At 74.1% G+C, this 21,761-nt stretch carries 23 protein-coding genes; 12 read left to right on the plus strand and 11 right to left on the minus strand.

What is annotated here, in order from left to right; translation table 11 throughout:
* Positions 1–138 precede the first annotated feature (138 nt).
* Positions 139–870, plus strand: coding sequence for a TIGR03089 family protein (locus AB7J25_RS12315; protein WP_428508304.1), 732 nt, complete (start codon positions 139–141; stop codon positions 868–870).
* Between the two features lie 40 nt (positions 871–910).
* Here AB7J25_RS12315 and AB7J25_RS12320 read toward each other — a convergent pair whose 3' ends face one another.
* Together AB7J25_RS12320 and AB7J25_RS12325 are read right to left on the minus strand one after the other, a co-directional pair.
* Positions 911–1,786, minus strand: a complete 876-nt coding sequence (locus AB7J25_RS12320; protein WP_428508306.1) for an SDR family oxidoreductase — start codon at positions 1,784–1,786, stop codon at positions 911–913.
* Positions 1,787–1,869: 83 nt separating this feature from the next.
* Positions 1,870–3,024, minus strand: a complete 1,155-nt coding sequence (locus AB7J25_RS12325; RefSeq protein ID WP_428508308.1) for an acyl-CoA dehydrogenase — start codon at positions 3,022–3,024, stop codon at positions 1,870–1,872.
* Positions 3,025–3,083: 59 nt separating this feature from the next.
* Between AB7J25_RS12325 and AB7J25_RS12330 the strand changes: the two genes are divergently transcribed.
* Positions 3,084–3,782, plus strand: coding sequence for a TetR family transcriptional regulator (locus AB7J25_RS12330; RefSeq protein WP_428508310.1), 699 nt, complete (start codon positions 3,084–3,086; stop codon positions 3,780–3,782).
* A gap of 385 nt (positions 3,783–4,167) precedes the next feature.
* On the opposite strand, the gene purE is transcribed toward AB7J25_RS12330, so the two are convergent.
* Together purE and AB7J25_RS12340 are read right to left on the minus strand one after the other, a co-directional pair.
* On the minus strand, positions 4,168–4,644 hold the full coding sequence (purE, locus tag AB7J25_RS12335; RefSeq protein WP_428508354.1) for a 5-(carboxyamino)imidazole ribonucleotide mutase: 477 nt from the start codon (positions 4,642–4,644) through the stop codon (positions 4,168–4,170).
* A gap of 393 nt (positions 4,645–5,037) precedes the next feature.
* Positions 5,038–6,249, minus strand: a complete 1,212-nt coding sequence (locus AB7J25_RS12340) for a 5-(carboxyamino)imidazole ribonucleotide synthase (RefSeq protein ID WP_428508312.1) — start codon at positions 6,247–6,249, stop codon at positions 5,038–5,040.
* 75 nt (positions 6,250–6,324) lie between these two features.
* On the opposite strand from AB7J25_RS12340, the gene AB7J25_RS12345 reads away from it, so the two are divergent.
* A complete protein-coding gene (locus AB7J25_RS12345; RefSeq protein ID WP_428508314.1) occupies positions 6,325–6,834 on the plus strand; it encodes a GtrA family protein in 510 nt (169 codons plus the stop codon).
* A gap of 3 nt (positions 6,835–6,837) precedes the next feature.
* Here the strand turns inward: AB7J25_RS12345 and AB7J25_RS12350 are convergent, their stop codons facing one another.
* Together AB7J25_RS12350 and AB7J25_RS12355 are read right to left on the minus strand one after the other, a co-directional pair.
* Positions 6,838–8,106 carry a sensor histidine kinase gene (locus tag AB7J25_RS12350; protein ID WP_428508316.1) on the minus strand — a complete coding sequence of 423 codons (1,269 nt, stop codon included), beginning with the start codon at positions 8,104–8,106 and terminating at the stop codon, positions 6,838–6,840.
* Positions 8,107–8,113: 7 nt separating this feature from the next.
* Complete coding sequence (locus AB7J25_RS12355; protein ID WP_428508318.1) at positions 8,114–8,776, minus strand: response regulator transcription factor; 663 nt, start codon at positions 8,774–8,776, stop codon at positions 8,114–8,116.
* A gap of 44 nt (positions 8,777–8,820) precedes the next feature.
* Here AB7J25_RS12355 and hisN point away from each other — a divergent pair, with 44 nt between their 5' ends.
* The 5 genes from hisN to AB7J25_RS12380 all read left to right on the plus strand — a co-directional run bounded on the left by hisN (position 8,821) and on the right by AB7J25_RS12380 (position 14,317).
* Positions 8,821–9,600 (plus strand): histidinol-phosphatase, encoded by a 780-nt coding sequence (gene hisN, locus AB7J25_RS12360; RefSeq protein WP_428508320.1) that lies wholly within the window; start codon positions 8,821–8,823, stop codon positions 9,598–9,600.
* 379 nt (positions 9,601–9,979) lie between these two features.
* The gene (locus tag AB7J25_RS12365) at positions 9,980–11,818 is read left to right on the plus strand and encodes a glycosyltransferase (RefSeq protein WP_428508322.1); all 1,839 of its coding nucleotides are present in this window, start codon (positions 9,980–9,982) and stop codon (positions 11,816–11,818) included.
* A gap of 25 nt (positions 11,819–11,843) precedes the next feature.
* Positions 11,844–12,023 carry a hypothetical protein gene (locus AB7J25_RS12370; protein WP_428508324.1) on the plus strand — a complete coding sequence of 60 codons (180 nt, stop codon included), beginning with the start codon at positions 11,844–11,846 and terminating at the stop codon, positions 12,021–12,023.
* Positions 12,024–12,068: 45 nt separating this feature from the next.
* On the plus strand, positions 12,069–12,869 hold the full coding sequence (locus AB7J25_RS12375; protein ID WP_428508326.1) for a polysaccharide deacetylase family protein: 801 nt from the start codon (positions 12,069–12,071) through the stop codon (positions 12,867–12,869).
* Positions 12,869–14,317 carry a lanthionine synthetase LanC family protein gene (locus AB7J25_RS12380; protein ID WP_428508328.1) on the plus strand — a complete coding sequence of 483 codons (1,449 nt, stop codon included), beginning with the start codon at positions 12,869–12,871 and terminating at the stop codon, positions 14,315–14,317. Before AB7J25_RS12375 ends, AB7J25_RS12380 begins: the two co-directional genes overlap by 1 nt.
* A gap of 7 nt (positions 14,318–14,324) precedes the next feature.
* On the opposite strand, the gene AB7J25_RS12385 is transcribed toward AB7J25_RS12380, so the two are convergent.
* The 5 genes from AB7J25_RS12385 to AB7J25_RS12405 form a co-directional block, all read right to left on the minus strand.
* Entirely contained in the window at positions 14,325–15,257 is a 933-nt protein-coding gene (locus tag AB7J25_RS12385; RefSeq protein WP_428508330.1) for a hydroxymethylglutaryl-CoA lyase, read from the minus strand.
* A gap of 13 nt (positions 15,258–15,270) precedes the next feature.
* On the minus strand, positions 15,271–15,747 hold the full coding sequence (locus tag AB7J25_RS12390; protein ID WP_428508332.1) for a PH domain-containing protein: 477 nt from the start codon (positions 15,745–15,747) through the stop codon (positions 15,271–15,273).
* A gap of 28 nt (positions 15,748–15,775) precedes the next feature.
* Positions 15,776–16,564 (minus strand): biotin--[acetyl-CoA-carboxylase] ligase, encoded by a 789-nt coding sequence (locus AB7J25_RS12395; protein ID WP_428508334.1) that lies wholly within the window; start codon positions 16,562–16,564, stop codon positions 15,776–15,778.
* 125 nt (positions 16,565–16,689) lie between these two features.
* Entirely contained in the window at positions 16,690–17,118 is a 429-nt protein-coding gene (locus AB7J25_RS12400) for a hypothetical protein (RefSeq protein ID WP_428508336.1), read from the minus strand.
* Between the two features lie 65 nt (positions 17,119–17,183).
* Entirely contained in the window at positions 17,184–17,618 is a 435-nt protein-coding gene (locus tag AB7J25_RS12405) for a hypothetical protein (protein ID WP_428508338.1), read from the minus strand.
* 120 nt (positions 17,619–17,738) lie between these two features.
* On the opposite strand from AB7J25_RS12405, the gene AB7J25_RS12410 reads away from it, so the two are divergent.
* The 4 genes from AB7J25_RS12410 to AB7J25_RS12425 all read left to right on the plus strand — a co-directional run.
* Positions 17,739–19,382 (plus strand): acyl-CoA carboxylase subunit beta, encoded by a 1,644-nt coding sequence (locus tag AB7J25_RS12410; protein ID WP_428508340.1) that lies wholly within the window; start codon positions 17,739–17,741, stop codon positions 19,380–19,382.
* Positions 19,379–19,624: an acyl-CoA carboxylase subunit epsilon gene (locus AB7J25_RS12415; protein ID WP_428508342.1), complete on the plus strand. Its 246-nt coding sequence runs from the start codon at positions 19,379–19,381 to the stop codon at positions 19,622–19,624. Before AB7J25_RS12410 ends, AB7J25_RS12415 begins: the two co-directional genes overlap by 4 nt.
* A 242-nt stretch (positions 19,625–19,866) precedes the next feature.
* On the plus strand, positions 19,867–20,922 hold the full coding sequence (locus AB7J25_RS12420) for a hypothetical protein (protein WP_428508344.1): 1,056 nt from the start codon (positions 19,867–19,869) through the stop codon (positions 20,920–20,922).
* Positions 20,923–20,959: 37 nt separating this feature from the next.
* A partial coding sequence (locus AB7J25_RS12425) for a DNA polymerase Y family protein (RefSeq protein ID WP_428508346.1) occupies positions 20,960–21,761 on the plus strand: 802 nt, incomplete at its 3' end.

Here is a 21,761-nt window from a genome sequence, read left to right on the forward strand (position 1 = left end):
CCCGCGAGTTGCGCATCCCACCCCCGCGAGTTGCGCAATCCATCAGGGCGAGTGGCGCAATCCACCCCGCGAGTTGCGCATCCCACCCCCGCGAGTTGCGCGATCCGTCCGCCGGCACCGACCGGATAGCGTGATCGCGTGAGCCTCACCGCCGCCCTGCTGGACCCGCTCCTCGCCGGCCCCGGCGCCGCCCGACCGCTCGTCACCTACTACGACGACGCGACGGGCGAGCGCATCGAGCTCTCGGCCGTCACCACCGCGAACTGGGCGGCGAAGGCTGCGAACCTCCTGCGCGACGACTGCGACGTCGAGCCGGGCACCCGGGTCGGGATCCTGCTGCCCGCCCACTGGCAGACGGCCGCGGTCCTGCTCGCGGCGTGGTCCTGCGGGGCCGAGGTCGCCGCCCCCGACGGCACCGGACCCGCCGCGGACTGGCTGCTCACCGACGCCGCGAACCTGCGCACGGCCCTGGACGCCGATCCGGCGGGCGGGATCGTCGCGCTGTCGCTGGACCCGTTCGGCAAGGGCCTCGGCGATCTCCCGCCGGGTGTCGTGGACTTCGCGACGGAGGTGCGCGCGCACGGCGACGAGTTCGTGCCCTGGGAGCCCGTCGCGGACCGCGCGCTCGCGCTCGACGGCGAGCCGGTCGGGGTCGTGCTCGCGCAGGCCCGGCAGCGGGCGGCCGAGCTGGGCATCGGCACAGGCGACCGGGTGCTCTCCACGCTGGCCTGGGACACCGTCCCCGGTCTGCGCGACGGCCTGCTCGCGGTCCTCGCCGCCGGGGCGTCGCTCGTGCAGTGCCGCCACCCCGACCCGTCCCGGCTGGACGCCCGCGCCGCGGCCGAGAAGGTGACCCACCGGTTGGCGTAAGCCCGGCCGGGCCGAGCGGCGCCTGCGGACCGCGCGACGGTCAACCTGACGGCGTCGCACCGTCCCGGAACGCGGCGGCGTGATCGGCCACCCAGTCCCGGAAGGACCGCACCGACCCGAGGACGTCCGCCACGGTAGAGGTGACGTACGCCGGCCTGCCCATCGTCGCGCCCCACGCGGCGAGCAGCATGTCCACGACCGGGCGCGGCCAGCTTCCCTCCGTCTCGGTGCGGAACTCGTCCGGCGACAGCTCCTCGAACGGGATCCGGCGCCCCACGACGTCGCCGATGATGCCGACCTGCTCGGCCTGGCTGAGCGACTCGGGACCGGTGAGGACGTAGTCGCCGCCGGCGTGCCCGTCCTCGTACAGAGCCCGCGCCGCGACGGCCGCCACGTCCCGATCGTCGACGGGGGCCGTCTCGGCAGCGCCGTAGGGCCACCGGACGACACCGTCGGAGCGGATCGCGCTCGCCCACCAGAACACCGCGTTCGACGCGAACATCCCCGGGCGGATGATCGTCGACTCGAGCCCGGCGGCCGCGATGAGCCGCTCGATGTCGTCGTGGAGCCTCGCGAGGGGGTTCGACTGCCGGAAGAACGGATGCGGGGTCCGGTGCGGTGAGGAGAGGAGGACGACGCGTCGTACGGAGGTCGCGAGGCGCTCGATCACCGCTGGGGCGGTCGCCGGCGGGGCGGTCCAGACGAGGAAGACGACGCCGGCACCGCGTATCGCCGCGTCGAGCGATTCGGGCACCGTGAGATCGCCGGTGACGACCTCGACATCCGCCGGCAGCGTCGTCGCTGCCTCGGGGCGGCGAGTGAGGGCGCGGACGGGGACGCCCGCGTCGAGGAGCCGGTCGACGACGCCGCGGCCGACCCTGCCGGTCGCACCGGTGACGAGCACCGTCCGCGTCACGAGGACCTCGACGGCCGTGGGAGGTGCATGGTGCGCACCTTGCCAGCGTCGGGGGAACGTGGCGCAGCCGGTGCCCGGCCCGGCTACTTGAGCAGCGCCCGCGCCATGACGACGCGCTGGATCTGGTTGGTGCCCTCGTAGATCTGGGTGATCTTCGCGTCGCGCATCATCCGCTCGACCGGGAAGTCCTTGGTGTACCCCGCGCCGCCGAGCAGCTGGACCGCGTCCGTCGTCACCGACATCGCCGTGTCCGACGCCAGGCACTTGGCCGCCGACGAGATGAACCCGAGGTCCGGCTCGTGCCGCTCGGCCCGCGACGCCGCCACGTAGACGAGCTGGCGGGCGGCCTCCACCTTCATCGCCATGTCGGCAACCATGAACTGCAGGCCCTGGAAGTCCGCGATCGCCCGGCCGAACTGGCGGCGCTGCTTGACGTAGTCGATCGCGACGTCCAGGGCGCCCTGCGCGATCCCGACGGCCTGGGCGCCGATGGTGGGTCGGGTGTGGTCGAGCGTGCGCAGTGCGGTCTTGAAGCCGGTGCCGGGCTCGCCGATGATCCGGTCCGCCGGAATGGTGCAGTTCTCGAAGTAGATCTCACGCGTGGGCGAACCGTTGATGCCGAGCTTGCGCTCCTTCGGCCCGACGACGAACCCCGGGTCGTCAGCGTGCACCACGAACGCCGAGATGCCGTTGGCCTTGCGCTCCGGATCCGTGACGGCCATGACCGTGTACCAGGCGGACTCGCCGGCGTTGGAGATCCAGCACTTCGTGCCGTTGAGCACCCAGTGGTCGCCGTCGAGACGCGCGCGGGTCTTCATCGACGCGGCGTCGGAGCCGGCCTCGCGCTCCGACAGCGCGTAGCTGATCATGGCCTCACCGGCGGCGATGGACGGCAGGACCGTGCGCTTGAGCTCGTCGGAACCGGCCAGCAGGATCGGGGTGAGCCCGAGCCCGTTCACGCCCGGGATCAGCGAGGACGACGCGCAGACCCGTGCGACCTCCTCCAGCACGATGCACCCGGCGAGCTCGTCCGCACCCTCACCGCCGTACTCCTCGGGGATGATCACGGCGTGGAACCCGGCCTTGGTCAGGGCCTCCCGGGCCTCGACCGGATAGCGGCCCTGCTCGTCGACCTCGGCCGCGTGCGGGGCGATCTCCTTCTCAGCGAGGTCGCGCACCGCCTCACGCAGCGCCTGGTGCTCGTCGCTGAGCCGGTACGCGTCGAAATCCGGGTTCATGCACCTCATGTTAACGGCACTGAGTGCCACAGAACAAGGTTACTGTTACCCTCAGTGCCGTGACTGAGCCCACCACCCGCCGCGGCCGCTCACCCGAGGGGCGGGCCGGGATGCGGCGCGACCTGACCCGCGCGGCCGTCGAGCTGTTCACCTCGAAGGGGTACGACGAGACGACCGTCGACGACATCACCGCCGCCGCCGGGGTCGCCCGCCGCACCTTCTTCCGGTACTTCCCGAGCAAGGAGGACGCGATCTCCCCCGACCACGACGCGGCACTCGAACGCGTCGCGGAGGTGTTCGAGGCGGCGCACCCCGGCGAGCCGACGGCGTCGCTGGTGCTGCGGGCGGGCGAGACGGTGCTCGACATGTACGCGGAGGATCCGGAGCTGTCGGTACGCCGGTTCCGGCTGACGGCGCAGGTCCCCGCGCTGCGCGACCGGGAGTCGGCGAGCGTGGACCGCTACCGGCGGCTGTTCACCCGCCACCTGCGGCGGCGGTTCGCCGGGCAGCCGGACGGCGAGCTGCGGGCGGCCGTGGTCGCCGCGTCGGTGGTCGCGGCGCACAACCTCGCGCTGCGTGCGTGGCTGGCCGGTGGCGCGCCCGCCGACGGGCTACCCGGCTGCCGCGCGACGTTCCACCGGGTCGTGGACCTGCTCCCGCCGGAGCCGGGCGAGGGCAAGGGCCTCGACGGGCTCGACGAGGTGGCCGAGCGGTTGGAACGGGTGGTCGGGCGGTTGGAGCGGACGGCCGCGGGCTGACGGAATGCGGAACTCGGCGCGATGGGATCCGCAACTCGCGGCGGGCAAGACCGCAACTCGGGGCGATGGGATCCGCAACTCGCGGCGGCGGGATGCGCAACTCGGGGCGGTGGGATGCGCAACTCGCGGGGCGACCCCGGACAGGCGTGACCCCCGGGCCGCACCGTAGGTGCGCAGCCGAGCTGGACGGGGCTCGGACCCGGGGGTCACGGGCGACTGCCTGGAACTCGCCGGCACCACAACCGGCTTCCACTGCGGTCGGAGATGTCCACGTGGTGCTAGCGGACAGCCACCTCACATGTCCAATAGCCAATCAACGTTGGACCACCTCCTCTCCTGTGTGCCGCCACACTACGTCCGGCGCACGGCAGCTCGCCAGGAGTATTCAGGCCCGCGCCACCCGCTCGCGCAGCGCTGCATCCTTGGCCAGCACGGACCGTTCGAGATCGGCCTGGAACTCACCCATGCGGGCGAGCAAGGCGGGATCCCCGGCGGCCAGGATGCGTACGGCCAATAACCCGGCGTTGCGGGCACCGCCGACGGCGACGGTCGCGACGGGCACACCGGCGGGCATCTGCACGATCGACAGCAGCGAATCCAGGCCGTCCAGCTTCGCCAGCGGCACGGGCACGCCGATCACGGGAAGCGGCGTGGCGGCCGCGACCATCCCGGGCAGGTGCGCGGCACCCCCTGCCCCCGCGACGATCACGCGCAGGCCGCGGCCCGCCGCGTCGCGGGCGTAGTCCAGCATCCGCTGCGGGGTGCGGTGTGCCGAGTACACGCCGACCTCGTGCGGCACGCCGAACTCCGCGAGCGCCTCGGCGGCCGCGGACATCACCGGCCAGTCCGAGTCGCTGCCCATGATCACGCCGACGATCGGGTCACCCACGCCCGCACCTCGTTTCCTCGCTGGTCTGCCCTCGCGCCGTACCCGAGTTCGCCGTACCCGGCCTCACGCCGCGGCCCCCTGCAGAGATCACACGCACCTCGCAGAGGCCACATACGCCTCGCAGGGGCCGCAGCATCTGCGAGGCGTGCCTCGGCTCTGCGAGGCGCGCCGAGAACCTCTGCGAGGCACACCGGAACCCTGCGAGGTTGCGCCGAGACCCTGCGAGGTTGCGCCGAGACCCTGCGAGGTTGCGCCGCGCCGACGCCGCGCCGACGCCGCGCCGACGACCGACATCACCACCCGACCGCCACCACGCCACCCGCCGACCCCCGGCGCCACCCGCACGACCCCCGGCCCCACCGACCGTCACCGCCCCACCCCGGCCCGCGCGACCCGCGCCACCTCCGGCGACCACCCGTCCGCCCAGCGCGCCTGCGACAGCCACGTCGCCGCCAGCACCGCGCGGCGCCGCACCTCGTCGAGCTCCGCACCCAGCGCCGTCACGTGACCCACCTTCCGCGCCGGTCGCGCGGCCTTGCCGTACAGGTGCACCTTCACGTCCGGGAACCGGGCGAGGAGGTGGTGCACCCGCTCGTCCACCGACATCTCCGGCTCGACGGCCGCCCCCAGCACGTTCGCCATGACGACGGCGGGGGCGGTGGTCCCGGTGGCGCCGAGCGGGTAGTCGAGGACCGCGCGCAGGTGCTGCTCGAACTGCGACGTCCGCGAGCCCTCGATGGTCCAGTGCCCGGAGTTGTGCGGACGCATGGCGAGCTCGTTCACCACCATCCCGGAGGGTGTGTCGAACAGCTCGACCGCCAGCAGGCCGGTGACGCCGAGCGAGTCCGCGACCCCCAGCGCCAGCTCCTGCGCCGCGACCGCGTCGGCGGCCGCGAGCCCCGGCGCGGGCGCGAGTACCTCGACGCACTGGCCGTCGGCCTGCACCGTCTCGACCACCGGCCACGCCGCGGCCTGCCCGTACGGCGAGCGCGCCACCTGGACGGCCAGCTCGCGGCGCATCGCGACCGCCTGCTCGACCATCAGCGGGACACCGGACTCCAGCACCGGCGCGGCGTCGGAGGCGGCGGAGAGCATCCACACCCCCCGCCCGTCGTACCCGCCGCGGACGGCCTTGAGCACCACCGGCCAGCCGTGCTCGGCACCGAACCGGGCCACGTCCTCGACCGACGCCACCGGCGCGAAGGCCGGCACCGCGATGCCGAGACCACGAAGCCGGCGGCGCATCACGAGCTTGTCCTGGGCGTGCAGCAGCGCGTCGGGCTCGGGGTGCAGGCCGACGCCGTCCGCAGCGAGCGCGCGCAGGACCTCCTGGGGCACCTGTTCGTGGTCGAACGTGACCGCGGCGCATCCGGCGGCGAACGCGCGGACGGCGGCGAGGTCCTCGGGCCGGCCGAGGTGGACGTCCGGGGTGACGAGTGCGGCGGGCTCGTCCGCGCGCACGGCGAGCACCCGCAGCGTCTGACCGAGCGCGATCGCGGCCTGCTGGGTCATGCGGGCCAGCTGACCCGCGCCGACCATCCCGACCGTCGGGAGCCCCGCCACCTGCGAATCACGCACCGGCGAAGCCTACGGTGGGCGACACCACGCTCCCCGGCCCGGCCGCCGGATGGGCCCTCTGGCACGATCGCCCGGGTGGTGGTGGTGGAGACGGTGCTCGCGGCGATTCCCGAGCCGTACCGCACGGTGGCCATCCGGCACCGGGAGCTGGTGAAGTTCGCCCTGGTCGGCGGCACGACCTGGGTGATCGACACGCTGGTGTTCATCCTGCTGAAGAGCAGCGTGCTGGTGGAGAAGCCGGTCACGGCGAAGGTCATCGCGGTGCTGATGGCGACGATCGTGTCGTACGTGCTGAACCGCGAATGGTCGTTCCGGACGCGCGGCGGGCGGGAGCGCCACCACGAGGCGGCACTGTTCTTCCTGATCAGCGGGGTCGGAATCGCGGTCTACACCGCACCGCTGGCGATCTCGCGCTACCTGCTGCACCTGCAGGTGCCGGAGGTGAGCCTCCTCACCCAGGAGGTCGCGGACTTCGTCAGCGGCCAGATCATCGGCGTGCTGCTGGGCATGGCGTTTCGCTGGTGGGGCTTCCGCCGGTTCGTGTTCCCGGACCGCGACGTGCGCCGGCAGGTGCCGGTCGGGTAGGGCTCAGCGGGGTCCGGACGGCCGCAGCGGCACGACGGCGTTGTTCGGCCGCACGGCCGGCAGGAAGATCGTGAAGACGGCCGGGCGGGGTCGCGACAACTCCAGCCGCCCACCGTCCGCCTCCACCAGGGCCCGCGCGAGCGCCAACCCCAACCCCGTCGACGAGCGGCCGGACACGCCACGCTCGAAGATGTGCGGGACGAGCTCGTCCGGCACGCCCGCACCGTGGTCGGACACCTCGACCACCAGGCTCGACTCCCCCGCCCGCGCGCTCACCGTCACCGTGCCCGCGCCGTGGCGCAGGGCGTTGTCCACCAGGGCCCCGACCGCCTCCCGCAGCCGCGCCGGCGTCACCCTGGCCGTGAGCCCTTCGGGCACCCGCACCTTGACCGACCGCCCCGCGGCCTTCAGCGCGGGCCGCCACTCGTCCGCCACTGCCTGCACCCCGGCACGCAGGTCGACCGGCTCGGCCCCGGCCGCACGCGCTGCACGCGCCGCCTCCAGGAGCTCGTCGAGCACCGCCCCGAGCCGCTCCGTCTGCTCCAGCGCGGCCGTGGCCTCCTCCCGGGCACTCGGATCCGGGTGCGAGGCCAGCTCGTCCAGGCGCAGCTGCAGCGCCGTGAGCCGGCTGCGCAGCTGGTGGGACACGTCGCCGACGAGCGTCCGCTCCCGCTGCACCAGCTCCGCGAGCGCGGCGGCCGAGGTGTCCAGGACGTCCGAGACCCGGTCCAGCTCCGGGATGTCGTGACGGGCCGGGGCGCGGCGGAAGTCGCCCGCGCCCAGCCGCGCCGCCCGGTCCGCCACGTCGCGCAGCGGCTCGGCGAGGCGGCGCGCCGTCAGGTTCGCGACGATCCCGCCCACGACCACCGACGCCACCGCCAGCAGCAGCACGACCACCGTCACCTGGATCTGCTCGGCCCGCATCACCGAGCGCGGCGACGACATCGTGATCGCCCCGCCCGGCCCGAACGCCAGCCGCTCGCTCACCGGGTCCGGGCCCGGATCCACCCCCAGCACCCGCACGATCCGGTCGTTCGACTCCAGGACGAGCTGGCCGCCCGCCGGGATCGCGAGCTCGAGCGCGCCGTCGTCGATGCCCTCGAAGGCAGGCGTCCCGTCCAGGCTCGACGCCACCTGATCCAGCCGCGAGATGAGGTCGGCGCGCGTGAAGTCCTCGACCAGCCGCCACGTCGTGATCGCGAGCGGCCCGCCGAGCACGAGCGCCGTGATCGCGACGACCAGCAGCGTCGACTGGAGGATGCGCCGCCGCACGGGGCCGCTACTCCGTGTCGGTGTTGAACCGGAACCCGACCCCGCGCACCGTCGCGATCCGCCGCTCGCCGCCGATCTTGCGGCGCAGCCAGGACATGTGCATGTCCAGGGTCTTCGACGTCTTCAGGTCCGGGTCGTTCCAGACCTCGCGCAGGATCTCCTCGCGTGTGACGACCTGGCCCGCGCGCAGCAGCAGCACCCGCAGCAGCTCGAACTCCTTGTTCGCGAGCGCTACCTCCGATCCCTCCACCAGCACCCGGCGGCCCGCCAGCTCCATCCGGACCCCCGCGACCTCGACGGTCTCGGCGCTGCGCCGCCGCAGGAGCGCCCGGACCCTGGCGAGCAGCTCGGCCAGGCGGAAGGGCTTGCCCACGTAGTCGTCGGCGCCCGCGTCCAGGCCGACCACGAAGTCGACCTCGTCGGTGCGCGCGGTGAGCATGAGGACGGGCAGGTCCGGCAGCGACGTCCGCAGTCGGCGGCACACCTCCAGGCCGTCCATGCCGGGGAGCCCGAGATCGAGGACGAGCAGGTCGACCGGGCCCTCGCGGGCGAGGTCCAGTGCGGCGACACCGTCCGCGGCGGTGAGGACGCGGTATCCCTCGCGCTGCAGGGCCCGCGACAACGGGTCCGCGATCGCGGTGTCGTCCTCGGCGAGCAGGACTGTGGTCACCCGTGCAGCTTAGGCCCGCCGCGCCCGTCGTACGGTCCTCGACCGTGACCGCCGACTTCGAGCCCGACCTCACGCTCGCCCTGCGCCTCGCGGACGCGGCCGACGCCATCACCCTCGGACGGTTCCGCGCCGCCGACCTGAAGGTGACCCGCAAGCCCGACCGCACCCCCGTCACCGATGCCGACACGGCCGCCGAGGACGCGCTGCGCGAGATCCTCGCGGTCGAGCGGCCGGACGACGCCGTGCTGGGCGAGGAACGGGGCGGTGTCGCCGCGGCCGGGCGCTGCTGGGTGCTCGACCCCATCGACGGCACCAAGAACTTCTCCCGCGGCATGCCGGTGTGGGCGAGCCTCATCGCGCTCACCGTCGACGGGACCCCGGTGGTCGGCGTCGTCAGCGCCCCCGCCCTCGACCGCCGCTGGTGGGCGGCGGCGGGGACCGGCGCCTGGACCGCGGACGTCGGCGGCGCGGTGCGGCGGATCGCGGTGTCGGGGGTCTCCGACCTCGGGGACGCCTACCTCTCCACCACCGACATGACGATCTTCGGCGACCGGCTCGGCGCGTATCTCTCCCTCGCCGAGGCGTGCTGGGAGACCCGGGCGTTCGGCGACTTCTGGCAGTACTGCCTCGTCGCCGAGGGGGCCGTCGACGTCGCGGTGGACGGCGCCGCGAACCCCTGGGACCTCGCCGCGGTCGTGACGCTCGTGCACGAGGCGGGCGGGCGGCTCACCGACCTCACCGGGGCCGACACCTGGGCGGGCGGGGACGGGCTCGCGACCAACGGCCTGCTGCACGACACCGCGCTGGCGCACGTGGGCCGGTAGCCCCGCGAGTCGGCGGAGGCCGCCGTACACCCGGACAGGTGAGCACTCCGCAGGGGCGTTCCGAGATGTGTGATCCACGCTGCGCCGAATGCGCCGTTACGCAGGTCACATGTGACCCAGGTGTGTGCTACGCCTCACCAGTTTGGTGACGTCGTGTAACAACCATTCGGTCCGGCCCGATTCACCCCATGGCTCGACCGGAGCTCCCGCGATGCGGACGCCGAAGCAGGCCGTTCGCGTCGAGGGAGCCGCCACGCTCCCCCGGCAGGCGGTGCGCGCCATGCGCGTTTGGCGTCGCCGCCAGAGACAGGCAGAGATGACGACATCCGTACTCCAGGCGCCCCGCCGCACCTCTCCGGGCGGCGCCTCTCCGAACAGGGTGCGACGGGACACACCCACTCCGCGGACGCCCACCGCCAAGCTCGTCGTCGTCGGGCAGGATCCCGACGGCGTGCGACTGGCCCTCAACGGAGTCCGCGCCGGCTACCACGTGGTCGGCCTGGACCCGGATCCCCGCCGCGTCGGCGACCTCGCGCGCGGTCGCGCGTACGTCGAGGGCGTCGACCGCGACGTCCTGGGCGACGCGCTCCGCTCCGGCCGGTACGTCCCCTCGCGCGACCCCCGCACGGCGCAGGGGTTCGCCACCGCCGTGATCATGATCCCGCCCGGCCGGTCCGCCGAGGAGGTCTCGGCCCTGCTCGGGTCGGCCACGGCCGTGCTCGCGCCGCACGTACGGCCGCGGGTCACGGTGGTGCTGGACGCGCCTGCGGGGTCGCGGGTCGATCTACGGCTCGTGACCGCGCCACTGGAGGCGGGCAGCGGCCTGCGGGCCGGGCACGACTTCGCCGTCGGGCTCAGCTCGCAACCGAGGCTGACCACGCCCGCCCGCCCGGGTCGGTACGTCGAGGCGCTGGACGAGCGCTCGCCGGCCTCGGTGTCGGCCTTCTACCGGTCGCTCACCGCTCCGGGTCCGATCCGCACCCCGCCCGCCGTGTCCCCGGCGCCCGCGCGCCCACCGGCGACGCCGCCCGCAGCGCCCCGGCGGCCCGCGGCACCCCCGGAGGTGCTGGTTCCGGCGCCCCGGGTGTCCCCCGAGGGGGCGCCGCCGCCCGCGGCCCGTCCGGCGCCAGCCCGGCGCAGCAGGGCGACCCGGTCGGCCCCCGCACCGAGCAGGGTCGCGACGGTCTCCGTGATCGTGCCCGCGCACAACGAGGAGGCGGGCATCGCCTCCACGATCGAGGGCCTGCTGGAGCAGGAGACGCCGGAGTGGCTGCACGTCTCGGCGATCGTGGTGGTGGTCAACAACTCCACCGACCGCACCGCGGAGATCGCCCGCCGCTACCCGGTGACGGTCCTCGAGATGCTCGACAACAAGCACAAGAAGTCCGGCGCGATGAACTACGCGTGGGGTCTGTGCGGCCAGGGCAGCGAGTTCGTCCTGACCATGGACGCCGACACCGTCCTGCTGCCGGACACGGTGGAGAAGATGGCGCGGGAGCTGGTCGGCAACCCCGTGCTCGGGGCGGTGTGCGCGCGGTACTGGGCGAAGCCAGGGCGCGGTCTGGTGCGCCGGCTCCAGCGGCTGGAGTACGCCCGCTACGACGACCTGCGCGACCTGCGCGGGTGGAAGGTCAACGTCGCCAGCGGCGCGGCGGCCATGTACCGCCGGGTGGCGCTGGAGAAGGTCGTCGAGCTGCGGGGCAAGCCCGAGCCGTGGGACAACGAGTCGCTCATCGAGGACTACGCGCTCACCCTCGACCTCAAGACGAAGGGCTTCCGGGTCGCCGCGGCCCGCGGGGCACACGTCTACACCGAGCCGCCCACGACGTTCCGCATGCTGTGGCGGCAGCGGCTGCGGTGGGGCCGGGGCGGCATGGACGAGTGCCTGAAGCGCGGCTGGACCCTGGCCACCCGCCGGGACATCCTCAGCTATCTGCTGTTCGCGTGGAGCGTGTTCTTCCGCTTCCTGTGGGTCACGATGCTCGTCCTCATGGTGACCTTCAACGTGCCGCTGCGGTTCGCCCTCATCGGGCTGATCCCGGTGGTGGTGATGTGGGCCGAACGCATGACGTCGGCCTGGCGCCTACCGGACCGGTCCTGGGGGGACGTGGCGCTGGTGGCCGTACTGCTCGTCGAGGACCTCTACGGCTTCTTCCTCGAGCTCTGTGCGGTGGCCGCGGCGGGGAAATGTCTTCGTGGCATACGACAGTACTGGTGAACGTGGTTCGGGGAGGGGACTGAACATGTACGTGGAGAACACCGCATTTCTCAGCAGTGCCGTCACCGGGGGAACGACCGGGGCTGCAATGGCCGCGGCCGCGGGAGTGCACGCCATCGCGCTGGTCCTGGCGCTCGTGACGGCGTTGTTCACCGTCCTGCTGCTGGTCCGTCTCGTCCGGCGCGGACTGCGCGCCGGACGCTGATCGGGGGCAGGTATGGCGCTCACCATCGACGGGCGGAGACGGTTCGTGATCACGCTCCTCCTGATGTTCGCGGGGGTGACGGTCGCCGGGGCGGCGATGTTCGTCCAGGCCGTCCAAGCGGGCGGCGCGGCGCAGGCGGAGCCGGCACTGCCGCCGGCAGCGGTTCCGGTGGCGGTCCCCCGCGCGGCGACCGGACCACTGGTCGCGCTCACCTTCGACGACGGCCCGTCCCCCGAGCGGACGCCCTACGTCCTGGACGTGCTGAAGGAGAAGGGCGTCACGGCGACGTTCTTCCTCCAGGGCAGCCACGCCGAGGAGCACCCCGACCTGGTCCGGCGGATCCGGGACGAGGGGCACGTGATCGGCAACCACTCCTACAGCCACGCGTACTTCCCCGATCTCGCTCCGGCGCAGGCGCGCGAGGAGATCGTCCGGACGAACGCGGTGCTGCAGGAGATCCTCGGCGCTCCGCCCGTCCTGTTCCGGTACCCGCACGGTGAGTCCTCGCGCGCAGGCGACGAGGTGCTGAACGAGCTCAACCTCTCCGACGACATCCTCTGGCACTGGGACTCGGCCCTGCCGGGCGACTTCGAGTGCCCGGGAGCGGCGGGGGTGCAGAAGTTCGTCACGACCGAGAGCGTTAACCAGGCCGCGATCCTGCTGCACGACGCCAACGACACCCTGGAGTGTCCGATCGAGCAGTGGAACTACCTGCCGCGGACGATCGACGCCCTGAAGGCCAAGGGGTTCGACTTCGGCGTGGTGGAGCCCACCGACCGGCCTTCCCCGGCGAACCAGGGTTCACGGATGCGCGTGGTCGTGCCGCGAACCGGACCAGGGGCCTGATGCCGGTCACCCGAACCGCACTCGTCACGGCGATGGCCGGAGTGGTGATGTCCCTGCTCGGCGCGTGCCAGTCCGCGGACCCGGTCCCGTTCGGCCTCACCGGTGCCGGCGCCGCGCTGGTGCGCGCGGCGGAGCCGGTGGCGACCGGCGGGAGTGCCTGGCGCAGCGCGATCCAGTCCCCGCACCGCCAGACCGACCGGGACGTGGGCGCCGCGGGCATCGCGAACGGCCTGCTCGCACTCTCCGACGTCACCACCGATCCCGGGGAGCGCGCCTCCTACCTCGACGCCGCACGCCAGGCCGCGGACTTCCTCGTCGCGGGCCAGGAGCGGGAGCCGGGGCGCTGGCCCGACTACCGCGATCCCGGCGACACCGCCCCGATGGCGTACACGTCGTTCGACGACGGTGCCGCCGGCATCGCCGACCTGCTGTGGACGATGTGGGAGCGCACCGGTGACCGGCGCTACCGCGACGCGGCCCTCGCCGGGATCGACTGGGTCGTCGGCCGGGCGGTCGGCGTCGACGGTGCCGACTGCCCGGAGATGTGCCGGTGGGCGTGGAGCGATCTCGGCAGCCCGTCGTTCCGCCACGGCATGGGCGAGGGCCAGGCGGGCATCGTGTACGCGCTCAGCGTCTTCGCCGAGCGGACGGGCGACCCGCGGTACGCCGAGTACGCGCGCGGCGGGGCCGCGTACCTGGAGAGCGTGCTCGACGACGACGGCGGCATGCCCGAGTCCGCCGACGAGGATCAGCGCAACACCGGCTACCTCTCCGGGGCCGCAGGCGCGGCGTTCGTGTTCCTCCGGCTGTACGTCAGCACGGGCGACGCCCACTGGCTCGAGGTCGCCCGGCGTCCGCTGGCGTTCCTCGACGAGACCGCCACGGCCGACGGGGACGGGCTCGCGTGGCCGATCATGGTGGACGTCGACGGGGAGGAGACCAACCCGCACCGCGCGACCGGCATGGAGGAGGGCGCGGCCGGCATCGGCTGGGTGTACCTGCAGGCCTACGCGATCACTGGCGAGAGCCACTTCCTCGATCAGGCGCTGGCCGCCGGACAGTGGCTGACGGAGGTGGCGCTGCAGGAGGGCGACGGGCTCGCCTGGGCGGAGTACGTCGGCAGCGAACGGGTGCACTCGGGCCTCAACAGCGGCGTGGCGGGCACCGGCTGGTTCCTGCACGACCTCGGTCTCGCCTCCGGGCAGAAGTCGTTCGGCGACGCCGCGACGAAGGCACGGCACTGGCTCGTCGCGACGGCCGTCACGGAGGGCGGCGGCTGGTCCTGGCACGGCACCCGCGTCGGCGAGGGGTGGACGTTGCCCGGCGAACCGTCCTGGCACTGGGGATCCGCCGGGGTCCTCGCCTTCTTCGCCCGGCTGAACGGCTGGGCGACCGACAGCCCCGGGATGCAGCCCGCGCTCGTCCCCCCACGACCGCCGGCGCAGTGACGCGCGCTCAGCCGCCGAGCGCGCGAACGACGCGCGACGGCGAGGGCCGCCCGAGCTGCTCCGCCATCCACGCACTGGTGGCCACCAGCGTGTCCAGATCCGCGCCGTGGGCGATGCCGAGCCCGTCCAGCATCCAGACGAGGTCCTCGGTCGCGAGGTTGCCGGTGGCCGACTCGGCGTAGGGACACCCGCCGAGCCCGCCGACGCTCGCGTCCACGGTGGTGACCCCGCGGCGCAGCGCGGCCAGGGTGTTGGCGAGAGCCTGGCCGTACGTGTCGTGGAAGTGCACGGCGATCTGCCCGATCGGCACCGCGGCGGCGACACAGGCGTCCAGCACGGCGTCGACGTGCCCGGGCGTCCCGGTGCCGATCGTGTCGCCGAGGGAGAGCTGCGCGCAGCCCATTGTCGCGAGCCGGGCCCCCACGGCGGCCACCTGCGCGGGGTCGACGGCGCCCTCCCACGGGTCGCCGAAGCACATCGACACGTACCCCCGTACCCGCAGCCCTTCGGCCAGCGCCCGGGTGACGACCGCGTCGAACATCGTGAACTGCTCGTCCAGGCTCGAGTTGAGGTTGCGTTTGGCGAACGTCTCCGTGGCGCTGGCGAAGATCGCGACGTGCTCGACGCCCGCCGCGAGCGCCCGGTCCAGCCCGCGTTCGTTGGGCACGAGGACGGGGTAGTCGATCCCGGGCCGGCGCTGCAGCCCGGCGAGGAGCTCCTCGGCGTCGGCGAGCTGGGGCACCCACTTCGGGTGGACGAAGCTGGTGGCCTCCAGCGTCCGCAGCCCGGCGTCGGCGAGCCGGTCCAGCAGCTCGGACTTGACCGCGACGGGCACGGTGGTCTTCTCGTTCTGCAGCCCGTCCCTGGCGCCGACCTCGTAGATGGTCACGCGCTCCGGCAGGCCCTCGGTGGGCACCGACATCGGCAGCGACCGCGTCATCGCTTCTCCCGCATCACTCGTCCGCCCCGACCGCCCCGGCGCGCAGCACCGCGTACACGCTCGCGACGTCGGGGATGTCCTCGAACTCCAGCGCCTCACCCGACAGCGACTCGATCGTGAGCGTCCCGCAGCCGAACAGCCGGTCCAGCACGCCCTGGGCGTAGCGGACGCTGTCGACGCGGTCCAGCGCGAGATCGACACCCTCCCGGGTGATGATCCCCTCGCGGACGATCACCCGCCGGTCCGTGACCACGATGTGCGTGGTGCGCCACCGGACGACGGGGACGACGGTGAGCCAGCCGACGAGCACCAGCGCCACCGCGGCGAGGACGAGCGACCACGTCAGGTCGCCGATCTGGCCCGCGAGGTACGCCGCAGCACCGACGACGACCAGGAACCACACGACCGGCCCGACCAGCATCTTCGGGTGTGGCCGGGCGTGCACGACGACGCGCTCGCCTGCGGCGAGGGCGTCGTCGGGGAAGGTCACCCGCTCACGGTAGCGGGATCAGACGGGCTCAGGCGGGTGCTGCCCGGACGTGCGTGACGTCACCCGCAGCGACGGCGCGGCGCCTGCCACCGTGCTCCACGAGCAGCAGCCTGCCGTCCCCGTCGACGTCCTCGGCGATGCCGTCGAGCACCTCCCCGCCGGGGAGCGTGATCCGGACGGGCGAGCCGAGCGTGCGGCAGGCGGCCCGGTAGTCGGTGCGCAGGCGATGGGCGTCCGGGTCGCCTCCGCTCTCGCACCAGGCGCGTTCGCGTTCGTCGAGGCGGCGCAGGATCGCGACGAGGACGTCGGCCCGGCCCGGAGCGGGATGGGCGTGCTCGGCGAGGCTCGTGGCGTCGGGCTGCCCGGGCGGGGCGGCCGTGACGTTGAGCCCGATACCGACGACCACCGCACCCGGCCCGGCGACCTCGGCGAGGACACCGGCGGCCTTGCGCCCGCCGAGGAGGAGGTCGTTGGGCCACTTGAGCCCGCACGCCCCGCCCGCGTATCCGCGGACGGCGTCGGCAAGGGCGAGCCCGGCGAGCAGCGGCAGCCAACCGAAACGGGCCGGGCCGACGCCGTCCGGCCGGAAGAGGACGCTGAACGTGAGCCCGGATCCGGGCGGCGACTCCCACGTGCGGGCGAGCCGCCCGCGGCCGGACTGCTGGTGCTCGGCGACGAGCACCGTGCGGTCCGGGGCGCCCGCGGCCGCTGCGGCGAGGAGGTCGGCGTTGGTGGAGCCGGTGCTCGCCACGATGTCGAGCCGGGCCCAGCCCGGCAGGGACGCGCGCAGGGCGTCGCCGTCCAGCGGGGTCGTCATGCCGGGCGACGCTAGCGCGACCCGCAGGCCACGGGGTCGCGAGCGCGGCGGGCGGTCGGTCAGCGTCGCCCGGTCGCGGGCGGGCGGTGCGAGCGGGCGAGTACATCGTTCCGGCGGCGGGTGCGTCAGCGGTCGAACCAGCTCGCCGCCCCCGGCCGGAACATGAACGACACCGCCGCCGCCACCAGCACGAGGCTCACGAGCGACAGCAGCGCCACGAGCGGGCCCAGGAGCCCCACGCCGAACAGCGCGATCGTGCCGCCGAGCGACAGCAGCCCCACGACGACGATCGCGGTTCCGACGACCGCCAGCACCGTGCGCGCCCAGCTCGTCCCCCGCCGCATCCGCCCCGCCAGCGCGACCACCACCACCGCCACGACGGCCGTGACGAGCACCCCGATGAACGCGCCCGCGATCAGGGTCGCGTCGCCCGCCGCCTGCGGGACGGGCGTGCCCCTGGCGACCGCGACGTCGGCCGCGATCGGCACCGACATCGCGCTCGCCAGCACCGACACCGCGGCGGCGTAGCGCCACAGCCGAAAGGACGTCTCCACCGGCGCGGGCGGCTGCTGTGACGGCTGTGCCGGCTGTGCCGGCTCTGTCGGCTCTGTCGGCTCTGTCATTGAAACCACGGCTGCGCCGCCGGCGCGAACAGCAGCCCCACCGCCCCGGCCAGCAGGACGACCTCGACGACCGTGAGCACGGTGAGGACCGCGGCCATCGGGCCCGGCACGCCCGCGACGTCCTCGCCGAACAGCCCGACCACGTCCGTCACCAGGTACACCACCCCGATCGCGGCCAGCACCCAGCGCGCCCACGACGCACCCGACCGCATCCGCACGGCGAGCACGAGCCCACCCGCCACGGTCGCCAGCACGACGGCCACGAGGGTGCCGTAGGCGGCCACCCGGCCGTCCGGCGGAGTGCCCGACGCGTCCAGCACCCGGTCGAACACGGTGAGCACGAGCAGGTTGCCCAGCACGGACGTGGCGACGACGCCGAGCCACAGCGCGAACGACGCCCGCACCTCACGCGGGGGCAGGGTGGTGACCACGCGGCGAGCATAGGTGGGCCCGCCGACAGGAAGGTGACGCACGCCGCGCCCGCGACCCGTCTGCGAGCCGTGACCTTCCGATTACGCTCCCCGCATGCGCCGATGCCAACGGAGGACGTCGTGACCGCCGCCACCGAGCCGATCCGGGACCCGTCGGGCGCTGCGGCCGACGAGCCGGACGTCCACACCACCGCGGGCAAGCTGGCCGACCTCTACCGGCGCACCGACGACGCGGTGCACGCGGGGAGCGCGCAGGCCGTCGAGCGCCAGCACGCCAAGGGCCGCCAGACCGCTCGCGAGCGCATCGACCAGCTGCTCGACCCAGGCTCGTTCGTCGAGCTCGACGCGCTCACCCGGCACCGGTCGACGAACTTCGGGATGGACGCCAAGCGCCCCCTCGGCGACGGCGTCGTCACCGGGACGGGCACGATCGACGGCCGCCCCGTGGCCGTCTTCAGCCAGGACGCCACGGTGTTCGGCGGCGCGCTCGGCGAGGTGTACGGCGAGAAGATCGTCAAGGTGATGGACCTCGCCGTCAAGATCGGCTGCCCGGTCATCGGCATCAACGACGGTGGCGGCGCCCGCATCCAGGAGGGTGTGGTCGCGCTCGGCCTCTACGGCGAGATCTTCATCCGCAACGTGCGCTCGTCCGGCGTGGTCCCGCAGATCTCGCTGATCATGGGCGCCTGCGCGGGCGGCGCGGTGTACTCCCCCGCGATCACGGACTTCACGGTCATGGTCGACAAGACCAGCCACATGTTCATCACGGGTCCGGACATCATCAAGACCGTGACCGGCGAGGACGTCGACTTCGAGGAGCTCGGCGGCGGCCGGACGCACAACACCCGCTCCGGCGTCGCGCACCACCTCGCCTCGGACGAGGCCGACGCCCTGGACTACGTCAAGGAGCTGCTGAGCTACCTGCCGTCGAACAACCTCTCCGAGCCGCCGGTGTTCGATGCTCCCGAGCCCACCGAAGGCGCGATCGCCGACGGGCTCACCGAGACCGACCTCGAGCTCGACATGATCGTCCCCGACTCGGCGAACACCCCGTACGACATGCACGAGGTCATCACCCGGGTGCTCGACGAGGGCGAGTTCCTCGAGGTCCAGGGGCTGTTCGCGCCGAACATCCTCTGCGGGTACGGCCGCATCGAGGGCCGGTCGGTGGGGGTCGTGGCCAACCAGCCGACGCAGTTCGCCGGCTGCCTCGACATCGACGCCTCCGAGAAGGCGGCCCGCTTCGTCCGCACCTGCGACGCCTTCAACATCCCCATCCTGACCTTCGTCGACGTCCCGGGCTTCCTGCCGGGCACCGAGCAGGAGTGGAACGGCATCATCCGCCGCGGTGCCAAGCTGATCTACGCGTACGCGGAGGCCACCGTCCCCAAGGTCACGGTGATCACGCGCAAGGCCTATGGCGGCGCGTACGACGTCATGGGCTCCAAGCACCTCGGCGCCGACATCAACGTCTCCTGGCCCACCGGCCAGATCGCCGTGACGGGCGCGGCGGGCGCGGTGAGCATCCTCTACCGCAAGGACCTGGCCGGGCTGTCCGGTGACGAGCTGGCCGCCCGGCGCGCGCAGCTGCAGCAGGAGTACGAGGACACCCTCTGCAACCCCTACATCGCAGCGGACCGCGGCTACATCGACGGGGTCATTCCGCCCTCGCACACCCGCGGGTACGTGGGGCGGGCGCTGCGGATGCTGGCCACGAAGCGCGAGGCGGTGCCGCCGCGCAAGCACGGGAACATCCCGCTGTGACGGCCGGCGAACCCACCCCGGAGGAGCGGCGGGCGCTCTTCCGGGTGGTGCGCGGCGAGCCGACGGACGAGGAGCTGGCGGCGCTGACGGTCGTGCTCGCGGCCGTCGCGTCCGGTGCGGGCGGGGCGGGCGGGGCGGAGAGGCCGCGGTCGCGTCCGGTGTGGGGCGACCCCGAGGCGACGCTCCGGCGGCCCCTCGCCGCGGGTCCGGGGGCGTGGCGGACGACGTACTGGCCGCGCTGACTCCTCACCGTCGCCCGAGTGACTGCAGGCGTTTCCCCGGTCGCACATACCTTGTGGTCGTCGCACACGCTGTGGGCGGTGTGTGCGATGACACGACGGTGTGTGCGACGGGCCGCACCCCGCCCGCATCCTGAGATCCCGCTTCTCCCGGAGCGAACCAGCCTCTAGTATCGAACACATGTTCGACGAGCTGTCTTCCCGCGGCTCCCGGATCACGGTTCGGTCCGCAGGGAGGCACGTCGGTGGAGGCTGTCGCGCCGGGGGGCGCATCCGGTCCTCATGCGGAGCGGCTGGCCCTGGCCCGGGGGTTGCTACGGCGGGCGGAGGAGCGCACCTCCCGGCGGGGTCCGGCGGGCCATCCGGACGAGGCCCTCGACGGTCGGATGCTGCCGGTGGCCACCCCGCTGGCGGCGCTGCTGCCGGGCGGTGGGCTGCGGCTCGGTGGCACCGTCGCGCTCGGATCGGGGCCGGGGTCCACCGCCCTCCTGCTGGCCCTGCTGGCCGAGGCGTCCGTGGACGGGGCATGGATCGGGGTGATCGGCCGTCCGGACCTCGGGATCGTCGCCGCGGCCGAGGCGGGCCTGCGGCTGGAGCGGCTCGCGCTGGTCCCCCGGCCGGGGAAGGACCTGGTGGCCGTCACTGCGGCCCTGCTGGACGGCCTGGACGTGGTCGTCACCGCCGTGCCGTCCGGGGCCGGCATGCGGGCGGCCGAGCGGCAGCGCCTCGCGGCACGTGCACGACAGCGGGGGGCGGTGCTGGTGCCGCTCGGGCCGTGGCCGGGCGCGGACGTCGAGCTGTCGTGCGTCGGGGGTCGCTGGGAGGGGCTCGACGCCGGGTTCGGGCGGCTGCGCACGCGGCGTGCCCGGGTGCGCGCCCGGGGGCGGGGCCTGCCTCCCACGGGTCGCGAGGTGGAGCTGCTGCTGCCCGGGCCGGCCGGGGGTGGGGTGGAGCCGGTGGAGGTCGGCGGGACCGGGACGCCGGGCGGAGCGTCGGGCGGCGAGTCGGACGGCCGTCCGGCGGTCGCCGGGACCCGCGACGCGGCGCCGGGCGGCGAGTCGGACGGCCGGTCGGTGACGGTCGCCGGGACCCGCGACGGGGCGCCGGGCGCAGCCGCGGGCGGCGGGCTGCCCGGCCGTCCGGCGGTCGCCGCCGGGATCCGGCTGCCCGGCCGCCCGGCGATCGTCCCCGCCTCGCCGCTGGTGCCGACCCCCACCGAACCGGCGCCGGGCGAGCGGTGGTCCCACCGCACCTGCGGGACCGCCGAGGGGCAGCCCCGCCCGGTGCGGGAGGCGGGATGACCCGGCGCTCGCACCCCGCCGGCCACCCGGGCACGCCGTGAGCAGCGAGCCGGTGCGCGTGCTCGCGCTGTGGGCACCGGACTGGCCCGTCACCGCGGCCGCGCGCGCCGCCCGCGTCCCCGTCCAGCAGCCCGCGGCGGTGGTGGCCGCCAACCGGGTCGTGGCGTGCTCCGCGCTCGCCCGTTCCCAGGGGGTGCGCCGGGGCCTGCGGCGCCGGGAGGCCCAGGCCCGCTGCCCCGAGCTGGCCGTGCTGGCCCCGGACGCCGAGCGCGACGCCCGCGCGTTCGAGCCCGTGGTCGTCGCCGTCGAGGAGCTGGCGCCGGGGGTGGAGGTCGTGCGGCCGGGATTGGTCGCGCTGCCCGCCCAGGGCCCGGCGGGCTGGTTCGGCGGGGAGCTGGTGGCGGCCGAGCGGCTGGTCGACCAGGTCGCAGCGCGCACGCACGTGGAGTGCCAGGTGGGCGTCGCGGACGGGCTCTTCGCCGCGGTGCTGGCCGCACGCCGCGGGGTGGCGGTGGAGGCCGGACACACCCCCGCCTTCCTCGCCCGGATGGAGGTGGCGGAGCTCGACCGCGACCCGGACGTCGACCGTTCCGCGCTCGTCGACCTCCTGCGCAGGCTCGGGTTGCGCAGCCTGGGTGCGTTCGCGGCGCTGGACGCCGAGGACGTGGCATCCCGGTTCGGGGCGGACGCGCTGCTCGCCCACCGGCTCGCTCGCGGGCTCGATCCGCGCCCGCCGCTGCGGCGGTGCCCGCCCGAGGAGCTCACGGTGGAGTCGGAGCTCGACCCACCGGTGGACCGCGTGGACGCCGCGGCGTTCGCCGCCCGCGGCCTGGCGGAGC

The organism is Pseudonocardia sp., from assembly GCF_050246655.1.
Lineage (GTDB): Bacteria > Actinomycetota > Actinomycetes > Mycobacteriales > Pseudonocardiaceae > Pseudonocardia.

Bases quoted from the DNA above. Each gene is read 5' to 3' on its own strand.
- AB7J25_RS12370 (WP_428508324.1), top strand. From the start codon at position 11,844: ATGTACGTGGAGAACACCGCATTTCTCAGCAGTGCCGTCACCGGGGGA.
- AB7J25_RS12380 (WP_428508328.1), top strand. From the start codon at position 12,869: ATGCCGGTCACCCGAACCGCACTCGTCACGGCGATGGCCGGAGTGGTG.
- purE (WP_428508354.1), bottom strand. From the start codon at position 4,644: ATGGGCAGCGACTCGGACTGGCCGGTGATGTCCGCGGCCGCCGAGGCG.
- AB7J25_RS12325 (WP_428508308.1), bottom strand. From the start codon at position 3,024: ATGAACCCGGATTTCGACGCGTACCGGCTCAGCGACGAGCACCAGGCG.
- AB7J25_RS12385 (WP_428508330.1), bottom strand. From the start codon at position 15,257: ATGACGCGGTCGCTGCCGATGTCGGTGCCCACCGAGGGCCTGCCGGAG.
- AB7J25_RS12395 (WP_428508334.1), bottom strand. From the start codon at position 16,564: ATGACGACCCCGCTGGACGGCGACGCCCTGCGCGCGTCCCTGCCGGGC.